This is a genomic window from Kosmotoga olearia TBF 19.5.1, from assembly GCF_000023325.1.
Taxonomy (GTDB): Bacteria; Thermotogota; Thermotogae; order Petrotogales; family Kosmotogaceae; genus Kosmotoga; species Kosmotoga olearia.
In genome coordinates, this window is the sequence record NC_012785.1 from 1,981,707 (window position 1) to 2,001,890 (window position 20,184).

14 protein-coding genes are annotated in these 20,184 nt (G+C 40.7%); 2 read left to right on the plus strand and 12 right to left on the minus strand.

All coding sequences use genetic code 11. The features are described 5' to 3' along the window. Window positions 1-11 precede the first annotated feature (11 nt). Genes KOLE_RS09355 through KOLE_RS09380 form a run of 6 tightly spaced genes read right to left on the minus strand, consistent with a single transcriptional unit; the run spans window position 12 to window position 6,747 of the window. Window positions 12-1,139 (minus strand): cysteine desulfurase family protein, encoded by a 1,128-nt coding sequence (locus KOLE_RS09355; RefSeq protein ID WP_015869176.1) that lies wholly within the window; start codon window positions 1,137-1,139, stop codon window positions 12-14. After that, window positions 1,126-3,144, minus strand: a complete 2,019-nt coding sequence (gene ligA / locus KOLE_RS09360) for an NAD-dependent DNA ligase LigA (RefSeq protein ID WP_015869177.1) — start codon at window positions 3,142-3,144, stop codon at window positions 1,126-1,128. The genes KOLE_RS09355 and ligA overlap by 14 nt, the downstream gene beginning before the upstream one ends. Beyond that, window positions 3,141-3,494 (minus strand): holo-ACP synthase, encoded by a 354-nt coding sequence (acpS, locus tag KOLE_RS09365; protein ID WP_041288733.1) that lies wholly within the window; start codon window positions 3,492-3,494, stop codon window positions 3,141-3,143. Before acpS ends, ligA begins: the two co-directional genes overlap by 4 nt. Then, window positions 3,494-5,812, minus strand: coding sequence for an endonuclease MutS2 (locus KOLE_RS09370; RefSeq protein WP_015869179.1), 2,319 nt, complete (start codon window positions 5,810-5,812; stop codon window positions 3,494-3,496). The genes acpS and KOLE_RS09370 overlap by 1 nt, the downstream gene beginning before the upstream one ends. Then, window positions 5,790-6,233, minus strand: coding sequence for a SoxR reducing system RseC family protein (locus KOLE_RS09375; protein ID WP_015869180.1), 444 nt, complete (start codon window positions 6,231-6,233; stop codon window positions 5,790-5,792). The genes KOLE_RS09370 and KOLE_RS09375 overlap by 23 nt, the downstream gene beginning before the upstream one ends. Window positions 6,234-6,243: 10 nt before the next feature. Next, window positions 6,244-6,747, minus strand: coding sequence for a hypothetical protein (locus KOLE_RS09380; protein ID WP_015869181.1), 504 nt, complete (start codon window positions 6,745-6,747; stop codon window positions 6,244-6,246). Window positions 6,748-6,820: 73 nt separating this feature from the next. On the opposite strand from KOLE_RS09380, the gene KOLE_RS09385 reads away from it, so the two are divergent. Beyond that, window positions 6,821-7,507, plus strand: a complete 687-nt coding sequence (locus KOLE_RS09385; RefSeq protein WP_015869182.1) for a response regulator transcription factor — start codon at window positions 6,821-6,823, stop codon at window positions 7,505-7,507. Next, window positions 7,485-8,765: a sensor histidine kinase gene (locus tag KOLE_RS09390; RefSeq protein ID WP_015869183.1), complete on the plus strand. Its 1,281-nt coding sequence runs from the start codon at window positions 7,485-7,487 to the stop codon at window positions 8,763-8,765. Before KOLE_RS09385 ends, KOLE_RS09390 begins: the two co-directional genes overlap by 23 nt. On the opposite strand, the gene amrB is transcribed toward KOLE_RS09390, so the two are convergent. From amrB to KOLE_RS09420, 6 genes are read right to left on the minus strand one after another with little or no spacing between them, the layout of a single operon-like run. Continuing rightward, entirely contained in the window at window positions 8,758-9,591 is an 834-nt protein-coding gene (amrB, locus tag KOLE_RS09395; RefSeq protein ID WP_015869184.1) for an AmmeMemoRadiSam system protein B, read from the minus strand. The genes KOLE_RS09390 and amrB overlap by 8 nt on opposite strands. Further along, window positions 9,591-17,477, minus strand: a complete 7,887-nt coding sequence (locus tag KOLE_RS09400; RefSeq protein WP_015869185.1) for a type II secretion system protein GspD — start codon at window positions 17,475-17,477, stop codon at window positions 9,591-9,593. The genes amrB and KOLE_RS09400 overlap by 1 nt, the downstream gene beginning before the upstream one ends. Before the next feature lie 57 nt (window positions 17,478-17,534). Continuing rightward, window positions 17,535-17,978, minus strand: coding sequence for a hypothetical protein (locus tag KOLE_RS09405; RefSeq protein WP_015869186.1), 444 nt, complete (start codon window positions 17,976-17,978; stop codon window positions 17,535-17,537). Between the two features lie 12 nt (window positions 17,979-17,990). Further along, a complete protein-coding gene (locus KOLE_RS09410; protein WP_015869187.1) occupies window positions 17,991-18,632 on the minus strand; it encodes a hypothetical protein in 642 nt (213 codons plus the stop codon). Beyond that, window positions 18,619-19,191, minus strand: a complete 573-nt coding sequence (locus tag KOLE_RS09415) for a hypothetical protein (protein WP_041288735.1) — start codon at window positions 19,189-19,191, stop codon at window positions 18,619-18,621. The genes KOLE_RS09410 and KOLE_RS09415 overlap by 14 nt, the downstream gene beginning before the upstream one ends. Further along, complete coding sequence (locus KOLE_RS09420) at window positions 19,151-20,173, minus strand: hypothetical protein (protein ID WP_015869188.1); 1,023 nt, start codon at window positions 20,171-20,173, stop codon at window positions 19,151-19,153. Before KOLE_RS09420 ends, KOLE_RS09415 begins: the two co-directional genes overlap by 41 nt. Window positions 20,174-20,184 lie beyond the last annotated feature (11 nt).

Consider the following 20,184-nt stretch of genomic DNA (forward strand, 5'->3'; position numbering starts at 1 on the left):
CCCGTTTAGAGTCAAAATTTCAAAGCGGCGGCCAGTTTCTTTAGGACATTGACAAAGGTCAGAATTTCCTTTTCAGTATTTTCTCGTGACATACTTATTCTTATTGCCGACGCGGTCTGTTCAGGATTGATCTTCATTGCTTCTAAGACGTATTGACCACCATCGCTTCGTGAAGAGCAAGCGGAAGAAGTTCCCACACAAATTCCTTCATCGGAGAGAGCATTTACCAGAATTTCTCCCCTTATTCCGGGAATAGAGATGTTAAGAGTGTTAGGAATAGAATGTTCGAAAGGTGTATTTACTACACCGCCTATTTCTTTAACTGTTTTGATGATGATTTTTCTGTATTGATTGAGACGGGTAGAGGTTTCTTCGAGTGAATTGACAGCTAATTCTAATGCTAAAGCTGTTCCAACTATTCCGGGAACGTTTTGTGTTCCAGAACGCATGCCCCTTTCCTGTCCGCCTCCGGTGATGAAAGGACGCAGCTTCGTGTTTTTACGAACGTAGAGGATGCCCACACCTTTCGGACCGTGAAACTTATGAGCGCTGAAACTTGCAAAATCGCATGTCACTTTTTTTAAGTTGAAAGGTATTTTTCCTATAGTTTGTACCGCGTCTATATGATAAAAAATTCCTTTTTTCGCAAGAAGGTTTCCTAGTTCTTCAAAGGGTTGAATCGCTCCGGTGACATTATTAACCGCCATCAAAGAGACAAGGTAAGTATTGTCATCGATTTCTTTCAATATTTTTTCAGCAAGGACGATACCGTTCCTTTCCGGGGGTACCTGAATGATTTCGATATTGTGGGTATTTTTGAGATCTTTCAAGGTGTTTAAGACCGCTTTGTGTTCTATGGAGCTTGTAATAACTTTTTTTCTATTTCCTCTGAAACTGGTAGCGGTTCGTAATGCCCAGTTGATCGATTCAGTTGCACATGAAGTGAAGAATATTTCTCTTGGGTTTGTACCGAGAAGATTGGCTATTTTTTCTCTAGCTTCTTCCATAGCCATGCTGGCGGTTAGTCCCATGGAATGGATAGAATTGGGGTTCGCGTAATCTTGCATATAATAGCGTGTCATGGTTTCAAGGACTTCAGGAGCAAGCCTGGTTGTAGCGTTGTTATCAAGATATATCATTTTTTTCTCCCTCCCGAATCAACTTAATGAATTCCTCTTCGTTTATTGTTTTGACGTTTAGGGCTTTGGCCTTTTGAAATTTTGAACCAGGATTTTCTCCAACGACCACGAAATCGGTATTTTTTGAGACGCTGGAACTCACTTTTCCTCCCAGAGAGACTATGAGTTCTTCCGCTTCTTTTCTGGTGAAGTTCTTCAAGGTTCCGGTCAACACAAATTTTTTCCCTTTGAGAAGCTCTTCTTTTTTCGAGGAACGTTCTGAGGTATTAACTTCTTTCTTGAGGTGCTCAATTTCTTCCTTTATCTCTGGAAGGTTGAAAAATTCCACTATGTTTTTTGCCAATTCCAGTCCGATGCCCGGAACTTCAAGAAGCTGGTCGATTGTTGCATTTTGAAGTGCATCAAGGGTTTTAAAATGTTCCGCCAGATCCCTTGCGAGTTTAACTCCGACACCTGGAATGCCAAGCCCGGCAAGAAGCTTGTGCAAAGGTCTTTTTCTACTTTTTTCAAGTTCTTTATAGAAGTTCCTTATGGTTTTTTCTCCTATTCCGTTGCCGAGTTGCGCAAGATCAAAAGGGGTGAGTTTATAGAGGTCAGCCGGGCTTTTTACAAGTCCCGAATGAACGAGCCTTTTTATCATTTTCTCTCCGAGTCCATTTATGTCCATAGCATTACGTGAAACGAACAGCAAAATCCTCCTTTCCGTCTTAGCAGGACAAGCAGGGTTGAGGCAGCGTAAAGCTACTTCGTCTTCTTTTGCTTTCCCAACCTTTCCACCGCAAACTGGACAGCTTGATGGAGGTTCAATGACTTTTTCTTTGCCCGATCGGGTTTCGGCTATTGGTTTAACGATTTGCGGGATTATTTCTCCAGCTTTTTCTACTATTACAGTGTCACCGATTCTTATATCCCTATCTCGAATGTAGTCAAAATTATGTAAAGTAGCACGTTTAACAATTGTTCCGGCAAGTTTAACCGGTTCCAGTTCAGCTACAGGGGTTATTACACCTGTTCTTCCAACCTGAAAGGTAACATCGAGGAGTTTTGTTCGTGCTTGCTCGGCTGGAAATTTGAAAGCGATTGCCCAGCGTGGACTTTTGGCGGTGTAACCAAGCTTATTTTGAAATTCTATCCTGTTTACTTTAACAACGAGTCCATCTATTGCATAGTCTAAGTTATTTCTCGATTCGGACCATTCTTTCCAGAACTCGATAACCTCTGAGATATCGCTGACCAGCCTGGCATGTGGTTCAGTTTTCATACCAATTTCTTTCAGAAACTGCAGAACCTCCCATTGAGTTTCTAATTCATAGTTCTCCGGGGAAACTATCTGATAGAAAAAGGCATCGAGATTTCTTTTGGCTACTTCTTTTGGATCAAGTTGTCTTAGCGTTCCAGCGGCTGCATTTCGCGGATTGGCAAAGAGAGGCAATTCCTGTTCGGCCCTTTCGTCATTTATTTTTTTGAATTCGCTTTTGGGGAGATAAACTTCTCCTCTTATTTCTATCGTAAGTGGTTTTCTTAGTCTCAAGGGTATTGACTTTATCGTTCTGATATTTTTTGTGACATTTTCTCCAACGGTACCATCGCCCCGGGTAGCTCCCAAAACGAGAATTCCTTCTTCATACCTTAGGGTAACGGAAAGCCCATCTATTTTTAGTTCGCACACATAATCGAGCTGTTCGACATTGAGTAATTTTTTTATTCTTCTATCGAAGCCTTTGAGTTCTTCTTCAGAATAAGTATTGTCCAGGCTGTAAAGCCTGGAAGAATGAATGACCTGTTCAAAGCCATTTAGGGGCTTAGCCCCAATCCTTTGGGTTGGAGAGTCAGGAGTAATTAGCTCCGGGTATTTTTTTTCAAGTTCCTGGAGCTCCTTTAACATCCTGTCATATTCTTCGTCGGTGATTATTGGATCGTTCAGTACGTAATATCTATAGGCGTGGTAATTCAGTTCTTCTCTCAATTTTTTTGCCCGTTCAATTACATCATGGGGGGCTCTCATTTTTCATCCCTCCTCAGTACAATTACAACCGCAATGGCATACTCTTTTTCATGGGATATGCTGACCTGTAATTCAATATCATTAAGTAGTTTTTTGAGTTTCTTTCCGGGGATAGGTTTCCCGTTTTCATCTTTTAGAAATTCTATTTTTTTGAAATCTAAATTTTTTTCACCATAAGCTTTTATAAAGGCTTCTTTGGCAGCGAATCTTCCAGCCACAAATTCCTTTTTTCGTTTTACGCTTTTGAAGCTGTTGTAGATCTTTTTTTCTTCTTCACTCAGAATTCTTTCCGCCAATTCTTCGGAAATTCTCGAGATGGCTACTATATCTGTCCCAACGCTGAACATCATCACACCTCTATCACCGTTACACCGTGGCCACCCTCAGAAGGGGTTCCCACTCTGAAGGTTTTAATTTTCTTTGATTTTCTTAGATAACGCCAGACGGCTTCAGCTAGTTTTCCCGTGCCCTTCCCGTGGATTATATACCCTGTTCTGAGCTCTTCGTTAAGTAACTCATTGATGAATTTATCGAGGACGAATGGAACATCTTCAGTGACCATACCGCGAATGTCAATCTCCTTTGCGGTGAATCCACGGGATCCTGAAGGGGTGTAAGAATCGCTACTTATGTCGGTCAGATTTGTGGGGGTATCAGCGTGTTCAAGTTTTTCTAGAGGGAGATCCAGAGTCAATCGGCCGGATTTTACAATTGCCCGGTTCTCATCTATATCAATTATTTCTCCTGTTAAACCTGTTTCGATTATTTTCACCGTTTCACCTGTTTTGAATTTTTTGAAGGTTTTTTCTCGACTTATTAACTTCCCGGCGTCCATTTCCTTACGAACTTTCTGGAGTTTTTTCACAGCTTCGACCTTATCTTTTTCTCTGCTGGAACGCGAGAGGTTTATTGCATTTTCGATTTCACTCATGAGTCTGGTAACTTTCTCTTCAAGTTCCTTCAACTCTTCGCTAACCTCGGCGTATCGCTTTTTCTTCAGTAGCTCGAGTTTTTTCTCATAGGTTTTTTTCAGTTCTTTGAGATTTTGTTTTTCATTTAACAGTTCCCGCTTGAGTTTTTCTACCGTAGATCTTTCCCTATGCAGTTTGGAAATGAGTTTTTCAAAATCCACAGTTTCTGAGGTAAGGTAACTTTGGGCTTTTTTAACCACCTCCTGTGAAAGCCCGAGCTTTCTGGAAATCTGGATTGCGTTCGAGCTCCCGGGGACACCTATAATCAAATGATAGGTAGGCTTCAGACTTTCTACATCGAATTCGACACTCGCGTTGAGGACTTTTTCTTTCTCCATGGCGTACATTTTCAGAGGGGATAGGTGAGTGGTTATTACGCTTTTGCATTTCTTTTCCAGAAGTTTATCTATTATAGCCATGGAAAGTCCCGCGCCTTCCACAGGGTCGGTTCCAGCGCCCAGCTCGTCGAGGAGAACCAGGGTATTTCTATCAGCATTTTCGAGTATTTTCACGATCCTGCTCATATGAGAAGAAAACGTACTGAGGCTTTGTTCAATTGATTGTTCATCTCCTATATCGGCGAAAAGTTTATCGAAGTATGGAATTTTTGATCCATTAGCTGCTTGAACTGGAAGGCCGCACATCGTTAATGCAACTGCAAGACCAATATTTTTCAATGCTACGGTTTTTCCGCCAGTATTTGGGCCTGTTATTATGACGGCACTTTTGTCAGGAGGAAGCTGAAAATCTATTGGTACAACTTTGTCAGAAGGGATCAAAGGATGTCTTAGATTTATCAGATCAAATTCAAATTCGGTATTGGGGAAGATAAAGATCGCTCGATTTTTCTTCGCATAGATTGCAGCTGCGTAGAGAACATCCAATTCTGAGATAGCTGCAATGTTTTTTTTCAAGCGTTCCAGCGAAAGGAAGAATTTTTGGGTAAGGTTTCTAAGTATCCTGTGTATTTCTTCTTCTTCCATTGAGTAAAGGATTTTGAGCCTATCGTTTAGAGATACCAGCTCCTTTGGTTCAAAATAGACGGTAGCACCACTTGCGGACGCACCATGTATGATTCCTTCATAAAGGTTCTTTCTGGCAGCCAGCAGTGGCAGGACGTATCTTCCTTCACGGGTAACAAGGTTGCTGCTGGTCAGGTTTTCTTGATATTGCGAGATGAGGTTATCGAGTTTTGTTCTGAGGGTTTTTGTTAAGCTTGTCAGTTCCCTTCTTATTCCTTTTAATGCCGGAGAAGCGTTGTCTTTTACATTTCCATTTTCATCTATGGCTTTTTCTATTTCATTAACCAATCCGCGCTCACAATAAAGATTTTCAGCTATTTTCCAGACTTCCGGGTATTTTTCTTTAACAGCTTCGATGAATTCCTTAATTCTACAAAGAGATTTAAGAGTGGAGGAGATTTTTCTCAGATCCTGTCCGCTTAAGATGCTCCCTGATGATGCTCTTTCTATCTCTATGCTCAAATCATGGATACCAGACGTTGGTGGTTCACCTTCGTAGAGCAGAAGTTCAAAGAATTCTTTTCCCCTTTCCAGCCTTTCGTAAGGTTTTTCAGCGGGGGAAAGAATTTTGAAAGCGTTTTTGCCGTAAGTGGAGAAACAATGAAGGGAAATCTTCTCCAGGACATGATCAAATTCGATAAGCCGGAGGGTTTCATCTAGCAGTGAAAAAACCATTGCTTTTACCCACCTTCCTGAGTATACGTGGCATGAGTTTTTCTCTGTTTTTTTTGTCATAGATCGATAATAACAGATAAACTCCAGCAACAGCCAGCAGACCAACGATAACAGCGAATCCCTCCGAGATTCCCAGAGAAACCAATCCCATCATAGTAATGATAAATGCTATTAGGGGGAGTCCATAAAGAAGAAAGGCGAGTTTGGTTGCGGAAAAATTAGGAACCTCTATTTCTACAATATCACCGGGTTTAACATCGATACCGTTTTTCATAGCTCTAATGGTCATTGTTTTTCCTGTGGTGCTATTGGATACGCTACACATATTCTTAGCTGCGCACATCGCACAGGCTTCTTCTCGTGATTTCGTTAATATCGCATATTCTTGCTCTACCTTTTTTACAATCGCTTGTTCGGTCATTTTAATCACCTCAGAAACTGTACATCGTTTCCATCGATACAGACCATAAACTAAGAGTGTTTCCGTCGAGAATCTGTGTTTCTATCCCAAAATTAAATGCGAAAGATAGATTGTTCAAATTAAAAGCAAGTCCCGGGGTTAGGCTTAAGAATGTCCCCATTTGTTTGAATCCTATAACTGAAAAGCCAGTTGCGAAGCAGAACCTTATGCTGAATATCTTTTCGGGAGATGATTCGTAAGCGGTGATATATAAAAATTTCAGAAACAAATTGATGGGATTCTCAAGAAATTCTTGAGAAGAACGAGATTCAATGAGTGCAAAGGTAAGACCGGCTCCGCTTGATAATTTTAGTGATGTTGGACTGAAGTATTTTATTGTTATTCCATCATAATAAAGATTGAGATCGAGAGTATTTGGTATAGAATTAAAATGTCCGGCTTCGAATCCAAGTACAGGAGAAGCTGTTAAAAGGGTGGAGAAACTTAAAATCAGTATAATAACCAGGTATCTCACCTGATCACCTCCCATTAAATTATATCATGTTAATTCTGCCGAAATCTGAAGAGATGCGGAAAGGAGGCAATATTTGAAAGTACTGGTAGTTGAGGACGATGAAGGTTTGAGAAGGCTGCTAAATCTAGAATTAACTCACTATGGTTATGAAGTGAAAACATCTGGAAAAGGAATAGATGCATTAAGGATGTACAGGGATTTCTGCCCGGATATAGTGTTGCTCGACATTTTATTGCCTCAACTTGATGGCTTTGAATTGCTGGTGGCTTTTCGGGAGATCTTTCCGGGTGCCGGAATAATTATATTAAGTGTGATAAATGACAAAGAGAGCAAGCTTAAAGCCTTCAGGCTTGGTGTTGATGATTATGTGACTAAGCCTTTTGACATGGAGGAATTACTGGCGAGAATAGAAGCTCTTGCACGCAGGGCTTTTTTACATGAAAGGGTCAAGAATAATGAAAGGCTATCCGATATATCTTCCCGCATTGAGATAGATGATAAAAGCAGAACCCTGCGGAGTGGTGAAATCGAAGTCAGGTTGTCTTCCCTTGAATTCAGAATATTTAAAATACTTTATTCGAACACGGGAACCGTTGTCGAAAAAGATCAGATTATAGCAGTTCTTTGGGGACAGGAAAGAGCTCCAAGCGAGAGTACAATACCTGTTTATATAAAGTATCTCAGGGAAAAATTAGAACCTTTGAAGATAAAGATTGAGACTGTGAGAGGAGTTGGCTATGTACTCAAAGTTGAGGGCTAATTTCTGGATGACGGTTATAAGTCTTATCGCGTCGCTGATAGTTGTTTTGCTGGCGTATGCGACCGTTTATCGCGTTGTTATTGTCAGTACCAGCAGGAATGCCCTTATCGCATTGAAACAGATTGATCGTGTTTATAATGAAAAAATTCTTCAAACGATTCCTCCAAAGATGTTTAATAGAATTCCCGCTACGGTTATTATCCTTAGGAATGATGAGTATAAGGTTATTCAGGATGCTCTTGGAATTGGAGAACAGGTTGAAAAGATTTTGGTGCTCTCTGCAGAAAAAAAGATATTCGATCTTAATGGTGAATACTTTTTAAAGACACAATTGAAAACAACACGTGGAATTATTGTTGCTATTCAACCTGCGAATCATATTGTCGAACTTTTAAAACGTACAGCTGGATTGTTCTTCATCGTCTGGTTGATAGGTGCAGGTGTAATCCTTTTCTTTTCTTTCCTTTTCAGTTCACGGTTCATAAAGAGTATTGGAAGCATTATAAAGAGAGCCGAAAAGATATCGAGAGAGATGGAAGGATTACTTCCTGAAGAAGGATTGAGCGGAGAGATGCTGGAGCTGACGAAGAGTCTTAATAAAATGATTCTTAGATTAAGAAATGCTCTTGAAGATGAGAAAGCATTTTCTGTAAGTGCTGCTCATGAATTAAAAACCCCTCTGGCGAATATTATTGGATATGTTGGAATGCTGAGGCGCTGGGGGTTGCAACATGAGGATATAGCCTATGAATCTCTAGAAAGAATTGAAAGAACCGCTATTGAACTGAATGATCTTGTATCGAAGTTTCTCAATCTTAACGAACCTATCGACCTTTCCAAGATGCTGGAAATACAGGCGAGTGATTTTCTTAATGACTATATTGATGAACTTAAAGGCAGATTACCGAATAGGAAGATAGAAGTTGATTGTAAAGCCGACCCGTTTTTGAAAATTCCCGATGGACTTTTAGAAAATATCCTCAATATACTTGTTGATAACGCAAACAAGTTTTCTCCGGAGAATCTGCCGATAAGGATTGTTGTTGAGAACAATAAAATAGGTGTTATGAGTTACGGTCCAAAGATACTCGAGGAGTATAAAGAAAAAATATTTGAGCCGTTTTTCAGGCTGGATAAAGAAAAAAAAGGTCATGGACTTGGTTTAACCATCGCGAGACGATTGGCTAGAAAAGCGGGATGGGATGTTTACCTGGATATCTCAAAAGAAGGAAATATTTTCTGGATAAAATTTAACTGAGGATGGCAGAAAGGTAGCCCACTGTATGATATTTATCTCCAGAAACGTCGCCGCTCGTGGCATGCTTTAATATTTTCAGTTCGTCGAAAAGTTTCAGAACCACTGCTATTGGTCCCAATCCACATGCAGTTATTCGGTTTTCCCGGGCGACCTGATAAATTCTGTCAATATCTTTTGTTAGCAAAGCTTTTATGAGAAGTTCGTCTTTTCTAAGTGTTGTTTCGTGATTGTCATAATGGTTCATGTCTGAAGACGCGATAACAAATATCCCTTCTTCTTTTTTTAGAATGCTTGAAATGGCTTCTACCAAAGTTCTTACGGCGTTTATGCTTTGGTCTGTCATTATTATTGGAACGATTGTGGGATCGTTATCAAAGATGTGCTGGATGAATGGAAGCTGCACTTCAATGGAGTGTTCGTAAAGGTGAGCGGAAGTGTCCGGTTTCAATTCACCCTGGGAATTCCTTACTAGTTCACCAACAAGGGATTCGTCTATTCGTAATGTTCCAAGAGGAGTATGCCAGCTGCCTTCAGGCCATATGGACAGCCGCGCGCCATAACCTGTATGATTCGGGCCTATAATGATTATCTTTCTGGGTTTACCAATTTTCGACAGTTCCAGATAACCGTGGGCCGCAACAGGACCACTGTACATATAACCTGCGTGTGGAGTAATGAGTCCAGCATTTTTGAGCGCAAAAGAAAAAACTGGTCCGGGCAATTCACCCGGACCTACGGGGTGATCGTAACATGCAGTTATCTGCTTTTTCAATTCTTCAGCATTGGAAGCGTAAAATCTACCGGCAAAGACCGGGTTCCTATCCATTATGGGGCCACCACCTTCGCCGTTATGAATATGACCATTTCCCTCTGTTCTTTCGTTGTCTTTTCGGCCCTGAAAAGTTTCCCAATGAACGGTAAATCGCCAAAGAAAGGCAACTTGGTAACGCTCACGTTTTCTCTTTCGCTTACAAGGCCACCTATCGTCAGGGTGTTACCATCGGAGATAACAAGTTTTGTTTTTGCTTCTCTGGTTTTTTCACCGTAGAGATCGTTGGCGTAGGGTTGGGGTTCACTGACCTTTATGTAGAGATCGAGCAATATGGTGCCGTCGTCTTTTACCGTTGGTGTTATCGTCATTTCAACACCGGTTTCAAGATATTGGAGTTCTTCAACAATGTTTCCCGTTGCTGGATCGATCTTCTTGAGCAATATAGGTATGGTGTCACCTATATGGATTCTTGCTTCTTCACCACTCAAAGCTACGATAGATGGATTGGAGATTATGCTACCATCAACATTGGATTTTTCAAGTTGTGCTGTTATTGTGGCAGAACCAGTTATGAGATTTTTGAGCAGCTTTGCGAAATCCACACTATCAAGAATACTGAAGCTGAGGTTCAGAGACCCAGAGCTGAAAAGGATATTTGGCTGTTCAAAACCCAAACTGGTACTGAACTGCTTGGTGATATCATCCAGCAACGATTTATCTACGATCCTTGTTTCGATCTTCACCTGTTTTTTCGGTGATGTAAAGGTCCCACTTACCTGCTCCATTAATTCCAGAACTCTGGATTTGGGTAATCCCTTCACAACCAAAATCCCATTGACGGAATCTGCATACACCGTGCCCCCGTAGAATTCAATAAGAGTTTTGAGTTCTTCGATGTTGTGATAAACGCGGTAAATTTGTTCTCCTGTTGCATCATCAGTTGGAGCTTCAGAAACTATCTCTTTTTTTCTCACTATGTATATATCATTAACCTTTTCTACTTTTACGGGTTCACATTCCTGAATAGCAGCAACAAAGGTATCCCAGGTCACACCTTCCAACGTCAATGTGAAGGTTTCATCTAATTCTTCCGGGACCATGAGGGAGATACCGAGGCTCTTAGCAATGCGTTTCATGACAGCAATAAGATTCGCATTTTCAGCGTAAACGTAGATTAGTCCGTCTTTAACCATGAAGTTGTCTTCTGGCGAAATCTCTACATCTTTTGATTGAATTTGTTTGATTAGTTCCTCAGCTTTTGCCAGAGCTTCTTGGTCTTTAGATTTAAGTACTATGACACCAAGGTTTTTGAATACTCTTGTTTCAACCTGTGGGAAAGTTGCTTCCATGAAAAGCTCCAGTTCTGTCGAGACATTCGTTACGTTATAAATGTAGCTTTGGTAATCTTTCTCTTCAGTTAGAGCACCTTCTATTATTCCTTTGATTTTGTCAAGAGCATTTTTATTTCCAATCAGCAGCCACGCGTTTTCCAGCTCTATGATGTTTACACTAACGTCCATGCTATCCACAACGTTTTTCAGTTGTTCTGCCGTTGCCAACGATTTTTCTATCTTTGTGAACTCAGTTTTTTGATCTTTCACAAGGAAATTCAGTAGTTCTTTGGCACGTTCGAGTTGTTCTGAAAAACCAATTCCTATGACTTTATCGCCGTAGGAGAAAAGAGATCTCAGTGAAATATCTGCTGCTTTCAAATACTCAGTGATTTGTTCCAGAGTCCAACCTGGGAGTCTTGGCAACTCGGAGATAACTATGTTAGTTTCAGTTGCCGCGGATGTATTGTACGTTGTCGTCAATTCTTCTATTAACTTGTTAGCCCTCTCGATATCATTTTCTTTGCCAATGATAACGAGATTTTGCTCTGTTTCAAGAAGTTTGACCCTCAAGTCCAAACCGCTAAAAATCTCTTCAAGCTGCTGAAGTTGAATACCTGGCTTTTTAATTATCCGATAAGCGAGAGTACCTGTTTTTAGAGAGTAAAGACCGGAGAGAGTCTCTTTGAACTTCAGAATTTGTTCGGTTTTACCGCTTATAAGGAAGGTATTCTCAGAGACTTTGGTTATTCCTATATCCACCATAAGTGAGTCAGCAAGGGTATTCAAAAGCTCTTCTGAGATGTTTTCAGGTACTTCTACAAACTCGTAGGAACGTTTGGTACTATCAGCGAGGTAATTTGTCAGCTGTTGGGCCTGTTCAACAGCAGAATCACTTCCAAAGATTAGATAACCATTATCAACGTCAAAAACATCACTTACTGCTATCCCTTTACTCAACAGATATTTTTTGAGTGTATCAGCATCGATACCAGGCAATTTCTGTAAAAGTTTGACGTTCCTCTGACCCTCAGGTTTTTCAGGTACTGCTGTTTTTTCTATTATGTCTTGAATATACTCTATCTCGTTGAGATCACCAGCGATGAGAACCTGGTTGCCTATCGGTTGAATTTTCAGTTTTAGTTCGAGAGTTTTAGCTATTAAGCTGAGTTCATCCAACGAACTTCCGGGTGGCAGAGTGATTAGTTTATAGCTCAGTTCGTTGCTGACCACCGTCGTTTCAGTGGCTTGAGCTGAATCGACAACCTTTTTAATGAGTCTTTCGGCATCTGCAAGGTTTGTTGCATCACCGGTGACTATCATGAAATCGCCAAGTTGGAGAATTCTTGCGGATATCTGTAATACTTCGAGGACCTTCTCTAATTGGTCTGGATCGATATTTTCAGGTAATTCTACGATAGAGTATTCGAGCTCTTGGTGACCTGTTTCCGCGCTATCTACCTTGAGAGAATCCAAAAGTTCAATGGCTTTTGAAATATTTGAATCTGTTCCTATCAGAACCAGCGAGTTACCAATTTCAATGGCTTTTACGTCGAGACCAACGGAGGTTAACAACTCCCTCAATGTAGCGAGAGCTATCTGCCCCGGGCGTTCAAAAACCTTGTAGCTGTATTCAACAAGTTCTGCAGGTTTCTTTCCCAGTGCTGACAAGGTGGAGATGACGCCTTTGGCGTCCGTTATGGCGCTCTCTCCACCTACCAGCAGGGCCGCCGTACCTGCCGGTATCGTCTCAACATCTATTCCGATTTTTCTTACAATGGTCTGGATATCTGTTGTTGTGAAACCTTCGGGGATGTTTACCAGTTCGTATACCTTCCTGGTTTCTGTCGCCTCAGGTGTATCTTTCTCGAATGCTACCAGGACTTCTTCCGCCTTCGTTATCTCTTCTTCCGGTCCAATGAGTACAAATTTACCGGAAACTTCTATTCCTTCTGCAGCTATTCCTACCTTTTTGAGTAATTCGTTCAGCTCATTCACCGTCAGTGTCGTTTCACGTTCTTCTATTTTGTAACTGAGCTTCACCATTTCTTCTGGTTTCGTGCTCAGTTTTGCGAGCGTCGCTATGACGTTCTGGGCTTTCTGTATCTCTGTTTTGCTTCCTACAACGAGTACAGTGTTGGCAGCTCCTACGAGCTCTGTCTTTATCCCTATCTTTCGTGTTATCGTCTGTAGTTGTTCTATACTGAGTCCTTCCGGCAGATTCACCAGAGTGTATGTCTTCTCTTCTACTTTCGTTGCTTCTTCTGTTATCTCCGGCTTGAGCAGTTCTATCATGTTTTTGGTTTCTTCTATTTCGCCGCTCGTGCCGATCACTATGAGTTTGTCGTCTGTTTTGAGTATCTGTGCGGCCACGTTCAGTGCGTTGAGTGCTTCTTTCACCGTGTTGAGGTCAAGACCTATCGGGGCTTCCAGAACGGCGTATTCTATCTTGCTTATCTGTGGCCGTTTGTTCAGCCCGTGCAGTCTGGTTATGACCTCGGTGGCTTTGGCGAGGCTTTCTGCTTCGCCAACCATTACCACAACGTCACCGGCTACTGTTATATCTACCTCTATCCCTATCTTTCTCAGTACCGTTTGCAGGCTCTCAAGGGTAAAGCCCTCAGGTACGGAGATAGTCGTGTATTCTTTCTTCACCGGTGTCGCTTCGGCTGTTTCTTTCGGTGCAAGCGCTTTGATAGCTTCTTCTCCTTTTGCTATGTCTTCGTCCGTTCCCACGAGTACGACGTAACCGGAGATTTCCAGCGTCTTCAGGTTGAGCCCTATGGTTTCGAAGAAGGTACTCAATTCCTGAGGGGTCACACCGATCGGCAGCGTGATTATTTTGTAGCTGTATTCAACCAGTTCCGCTGGCTTCTTTCCCAGTGCGGACAGGGTGGAGATGACGCCTTTGGCATCTGTTATGGCGCTTTCTTCACCGACAAGCAGAGCTGCCGTACCTGCCGGTATGGTCTCCACGTTTATCCCTATCTTCCTAACAATGGTCTGGATATCTGTTGTTGTAAAGCCTTCGGGAATGTTGATCAATGAATAAGTTGTTTTTGTACCTTCTGCTGATTCTTGAGATGAGAATTGTATTTGTTCCAGGAAGGATTTGGCTTTTTTAAGATCTGCACGGGAACCAATTAAAACGAGTGAGTCTGGTAATTCATGTACGGTTAGATTCAGTCCGAGACCTTCGAATATCTGTTCAAGATTTGTGATATCTATACCTGGCCTGGATACCAGGGCGTAAGAAAATTCTTCTTCTTTTATCTGGGATTGAAGTCCGTTTATAAATTCAACCATGGATTCAACATCTTCTCGGGAACCTACAACAATGATTCCGTTTTCTTTGATAAACAGGAAGGTTACCTGTAAGTCCAGGGAAGTTGCTGCTGTTCTAAGGAATTCCTGATTCATGGGCTCAGTTGTTTCTATGTATTTGTAAACATTGGTTTTAAGAGATGGAAGACCGCTTAGATGCTGAACTATCTCTTTGGCTTTTTGTATTTCCTCCGGATAGCCTATTATAGCGAGTCCGTTGTTGAAGGAATAGAGTTTTACATTGATTGACATATCATTCAATAAGGCTGAGAGTTTATCTGTTTCTATGTTTACGTTTGTCAGAACCGCTATATCTTTTTTTAGAGGCAATACGTCAGTTGTAGCAGGTTCTGTATCTTCTGGTGTCAGTTCTGAGACGAGGCGTTGAATTGCGGCAACGTCTTCTGGATTTCCAAAAACGATTATTTTATGCTGGGTCTCAACGATCGAAACAGAGAATCCAAGAGTCTTGATCACATTTTCGAGTTCAGAATATGCAACTTTTTTATCGAGTGTTAAGAGCTTTCCTTCACCGTCGCTTTCGAGTTCTTTATACACCGGTATGAAGTCTTCAACATCTTTTTGAGTGCCTATAACGATTACTTTTCCTGCTGCCTCTATGATATTCAAATTGTATGAGAAACTTGAGGCTATGGTTTTCACAGTTCCAAGGTCCAGATTAGCGAGTTTTGGTAATATTGCATATCCTTTGTTAACGGTTTTTTCAACTTCTTCTCTTCGCTTTGAAAGAACAGACTCAATTACTTCCGTGGCCCTTTTTACTTCATTTGGAGTTCCAATTAGTAGCGGACCTGTTGGAGATTTCATGATTTCTACATTGATTCCAAGCTTTGTGATGATGGCCTGAATGGCTTCTATCGAATCTTCAGGAATGTCGACGAAACTGAATACTATAGTTGATGTTGTTGTACCTTCCGTTGTTTCTGCTGGAATTCCCATCTCAATTTGATTTATAAGATTTCTTGCTTGCAAGACGTTATCTCTTGTTCCTGCAAGGATATATTTTGAATTTACAGGGAATATTTCAACGGTAATGCCCATTCGAAGTAACAGATCGTTGAATTGCTCGATCCGTGGGAGTCTTTCAACGATTAGATAATACGGATTCTCTAGCTCTCGTAAGCGTTCTATCTCATTTTCAACAACCTTAACGGTGGTTTCATCCCCGATAACAAGGTATCCACCGGTGGTTGGAATTATTTTGATTCTTTTGTAAGCCTCTTCCCCAAGGTAACTTTCAAGGTAGGTATTGAATTTTTCGTCGTCCCAACCGGGGAGTGACTTTATGAGTTTGGAGATCTTGCGTTCTTCGATCGGGGAAGTTTTCAATCCGAGATGTGATTCTATCTTGGGTGTCATTTGTTTAATCAGGTTTTGTAAACTGGTGAGATCATTCTTGTTTCCACGTACTATGAGGATTTCTATTGAAGGAATGTAGGTGTAATCGATTTTTCCTGTGTATAAGGTTGATATCAAATCCTTTATACCGCTTTCATAAACGTTCTCAGGAATTTCTATAAAGTATTCTCCTGTTTCCGGGAAGAAAACTTTCTCATATTTTCCCAATTCTTGAAGAGCGCGTTCAAGAGCTTCCTCAGGGGCAGAGATAAATACGAGTCTTTCAGCTATTGCGTCTATAGTATACTGTTCTGGTTTCAATCCTTCAGTGGCGAAGAAATGTTCAAGGAAGTTTTTAACGGAATCGAAAGCGTCTGCAGTTTTTATCTCTATAAATCTGCGCGCTATTTTTCCGTGTGATGCTTCTGTGAATTGTGAGATCAAATATTCTGCAATATCGAGCTTATTTTTCTCTCCCTTAATGATGTAACCATTATTTTCGCCCAGTGATTCGATGATTACTCCAGTTAAATCCTCGATTTGCATGATGATTTCATTGTCTATGGGAGCGGTATCCCGCAGTATTCTGTAACCAATTGTCTGTGAGCGCAGGGTGATGTCTCGCAATATTTCATTGACTATATCCGTCATAGCTTCCGGGAAGGTTAAGGTTATTTTTCCGAGAGATTCAAAGGTACGGTCAACTTGTAGTTGCTCTCCGGGAATATAATTACTGAGCAAACTTTCGATAAGACTTGCAAGAGTGATTTTCTCAGTTCTATTGCGGTTTATAACGTCCTCGACGATCTTAAAGTTGTCAGGAAGTTTTACGGTTAAGATCTTCGGTTTCGATTGTTCGAGATCTTTCTGCAAAGATTTTTTATAACTGTCCAGGTATGAGATGATGATGTTTACATCTCTGGCGCTTCCTGACAGAATCAGTTTATTAAATTCGGGTAAGGAGTCTATCTTTACAGAGCCATCACAGAGAAAATTGTTGACTTCAGAGGCGATTTTGTAAAAGTAATCAAGAGTTTTTTCTCCTGATGGAAGCTTCAAAAGCTCCACGTTATATTCTTTTTTTATGTAGGATGAGGTTAGAAGGTTGGAAAGTAGGAGATGGGTTTCGAGATCTCCGAAAGCTAATAAAGTGGATTCGTTTGGAATATATTCCAGAAAAGCTTCCACCGGTAAAGCTTTTCTAATGGCTTCGAGCTGGTTTTGCCCATCTTCTCCAACCTTTATGTCGACGCCGATGTACGTTTTCCAGAACCTGTTAACAACATCTTTGACCTCTTCAGGGGTTCCTATATAAAACGTTCCATCTGTGAGATAGGCATAGGCAATCTGACTGCCGAGAGAAATGAGGATGTTCCGCAAAATATCTTCGGGGTGTGAGGAGGTGAATCCTACGGTTACCGGGAGTTTTCCAACCTTCTCGGTGATAACGTGGGAGAGATTCAGAACCTCGTCACTGAAAAGGTAGGTCAATACCGTCTGGAGGTTCATGCTGTAGGTGCTGAAACGGTCAACTGATACCTCGATTGCTGATCGCCAGAAACGAAGGATGAGCGTATTATTTTTCAACAATACCTCGGGTTCTTTATTTGCCGGGATCAGTAATGCAACGCTAAGGGACATTCTGTCCCCAAGATCTCTCGTCCAGAGCCCTTCGACCGGTCCGGCTCTTAATGGAAGGTTCATGTTTTTTCCACTAACGCCGTAAAGCGTCAACGAGTACACGGTTTTTGATGGGTTGGATTGGATATTGTAATCTAATTCGTTCAAAGCAGAGCTGAAGGTCATGGTTATCGTGACCGAGCGATCATCCAGAGTAGGTACAAGAGACTTTAATTGATTTGCATGAATCAGGATTGAAAAGAAAATCAAAAAAAGAAACAATAAAAGCAACGAAGATTTCTTCATGTTGATCACCCCGTATAATTGCTATTTTTTTATTTTATTTTTCCTTTATTAATTTTCTTAATTTTCTGCCTGGAAAAACTTCACGATGGCAAAGGTGTTGCTTCGAGTATCATTCAGGAGCACCGCAAATTCTGTAATCCCGTACACAATATATGGAGCAATGAAATCCCCAACTCTGACGGTTTTAAGTTGGTTGTTGACTTCAATAACAGCGTAGTTGACATCATTTAGTTTTATGTAACTCTTATAAGCCAGTGATGTGGCTTCCACACCAATCTCCAGAAGTGATTGGATGACCTCTTCCGGCTTTGCGAATAGTGGTTGAAAATAATTTTCTAACTTCAAATTTTTTTCGAATAATGAAAGATCAATTTCTTCTTGTTTGTTATAAACAACACTCTCTTCTGTTATTGCAAGGGGTTGTATAAACAGAAGAGATAGCAACAGAAAAATACCTATTAGACTAAAAAATATAGAAAAAATAGCAATTTTTTCAAGCATAATATACATCCCTTAGAAAAGATCAGTAACATAGAGATCCAATGTCAATTCTACCACAACATTTGTCGGTAAGTCCGTTTTAGGAAGTATTGGGAACCCCAGATTAGACTTTATGGATATTTTTTTCATGATAACTTTGGGATCATTAGTTAGCCTTTCCATTATTTTCAAGGTATCCTCTGCGCTACTCGCTATATAGATTCCTTCTAACGCTTTTCCCTTCGTATTGGTAGAAATGCCCAGTAATTTTGCCAGCTCTTCAAAATTACTTTTTGAAGATAGGAAAGCGACAGTTTCATTTGCTACCTTCGATAATTTTTGAACCTGATAATAAGTTTGTTCCAGCTCTTCTATCTCGGTGGTAAGCCTTGAAACGTCTCTGAAGGCGTTAAACATGTAAAAACCCACGAAGAGAAGAAACGCAGTTATTGTGGTTAAAATTATCAAAATACCAGCGACTCTTGTAGGAATTCCTTTTCTGTGGAGAGGGGTAACTTTTCTTTTTATCCTGTTCTTGTACTTTTCAGAAACGAATAGCAATTCCCGATTTTGCCCGGATCCAAGGAGGCTTTCTCCCAGAAAGAAGGCGTCTTCGCTAAAATTTTCCATAAAACCTTTGTTTATTTCATTATCTCCGTTGTTAATCAATTTCATCACCAACTTTTAGTTCGTAAAGCTTTAGTGTGTAAAGATTGGAAAATTCCATCTCGCCTTTTAAATTTAACTGATATGGGGTAGAAGGTTTAAGCGCCGGTGAAGGTACAGTGGTTTTTGAGTCTCTATCGTAGATTAAGTAATAGTAAGCTACCCCTGTTCCACCCTCATAATCTAGCCTGGTCACAATTGATCTGATGGCGTTTTGGTCTTCAAGAAATGCTTCAAGGGTTTTAAAAAAAAGAATTTCTTTTTCTTTGCTTCGTATATGTTTTTTCAATTCAGAAACACGCCGGGCCAATTTCGCCTGTTCTACTACTAACTCATTTCGTTTTGTGCTTATTGCGCTGGCGTCAATTTTTGGGACCCCTGTTAGAATGATGCCTACACTGTCCAGCAGGTACCCTTTTATGTATGCAATCTGGTTCAATCGGCTTTCAAAACCTTTAGCAAGAATGAATTTTCCCATAAGTATTATTCCCAGTGATATTCCTATTACAACAAAGAAGGTGAAAAGGCTATAGACTCTCTTCTTTGAATGCAAGTTTACGTTTACCAAGAATCTCACCCCCTCTTACAAGCAATCCCGCAACGTTGTATGAAAACTGGGGCGAAGCGTCCATACGTAAGGGTAGAGCTAAAACATTTTTTTCATCACCAAGTATTCTCTTAAAGGTTTCAACATAGATCTTTGTTGAAAGATCACTTTGAGCTACTACAAAAACCGTATCAAAGTAAGGTTCATCGCTGATTGAGGTGTTGGGAGAGCTGGAGAATGTATTTGATATGTACATCCTTAACTGGTAACCAATAGTCTGAGAAAGATAGTTGGAGGCTTCATCAACAAGGTCCGTATCGACAGCTTCTTGACAGGTCAAAAAATTTTTTAAGAAATCAAATTTACTTTCATCTGGCTTGGTTAGGTGGTCTATGATAGCATTAAAACCTTCACCTATGTAGTTGATTCCAATTATTTCGGAGTCTTTGATAATGTACAAAATAGAGTAGTCCAGATCAACAGAAAAGAGTATTCTGGAACCAGCAAAAATTTCTCGAGGTGGAAGCTTCAAAATCGGGAGAGGATTGATATCCACAATATCAGGTTCGGGGAAACCAACTTCTTTAATCTTTTCAAGAAAATTTTTTAAAAATCTGTCCCTTGTCACAGCAAAAATTGGTATAACAGAGTTCTTAATTGCTTTTAAGCTGTTTAAAGGGCTTGGAATGACTTCAGCTGGCGGAAGAGAGAACTGAGTTGCTATCTTGAAATTGGCCACGTTCATGAGGCTCTTCTCGTTTTTTACCTTCGGAACCTCAACATGTTGAAAAACAACGTTTGATGGGTGGATGGCTGTGGTGATAACTTCATCTACATCTAGGACGTTGTATTCGAAATAGCGTTCTGCAGCCTTCTTTAAAGCGTTCTCTCCATATTCGAGGACACTAAAGACCGGTATTATGTATTTTTTCTTGACGAGTACTCTCGAAATCTCAGCAAGATCTTCCCAGAAATTTATGGCAGTTACGAACTTTTCGAACAACCCTTTCACTC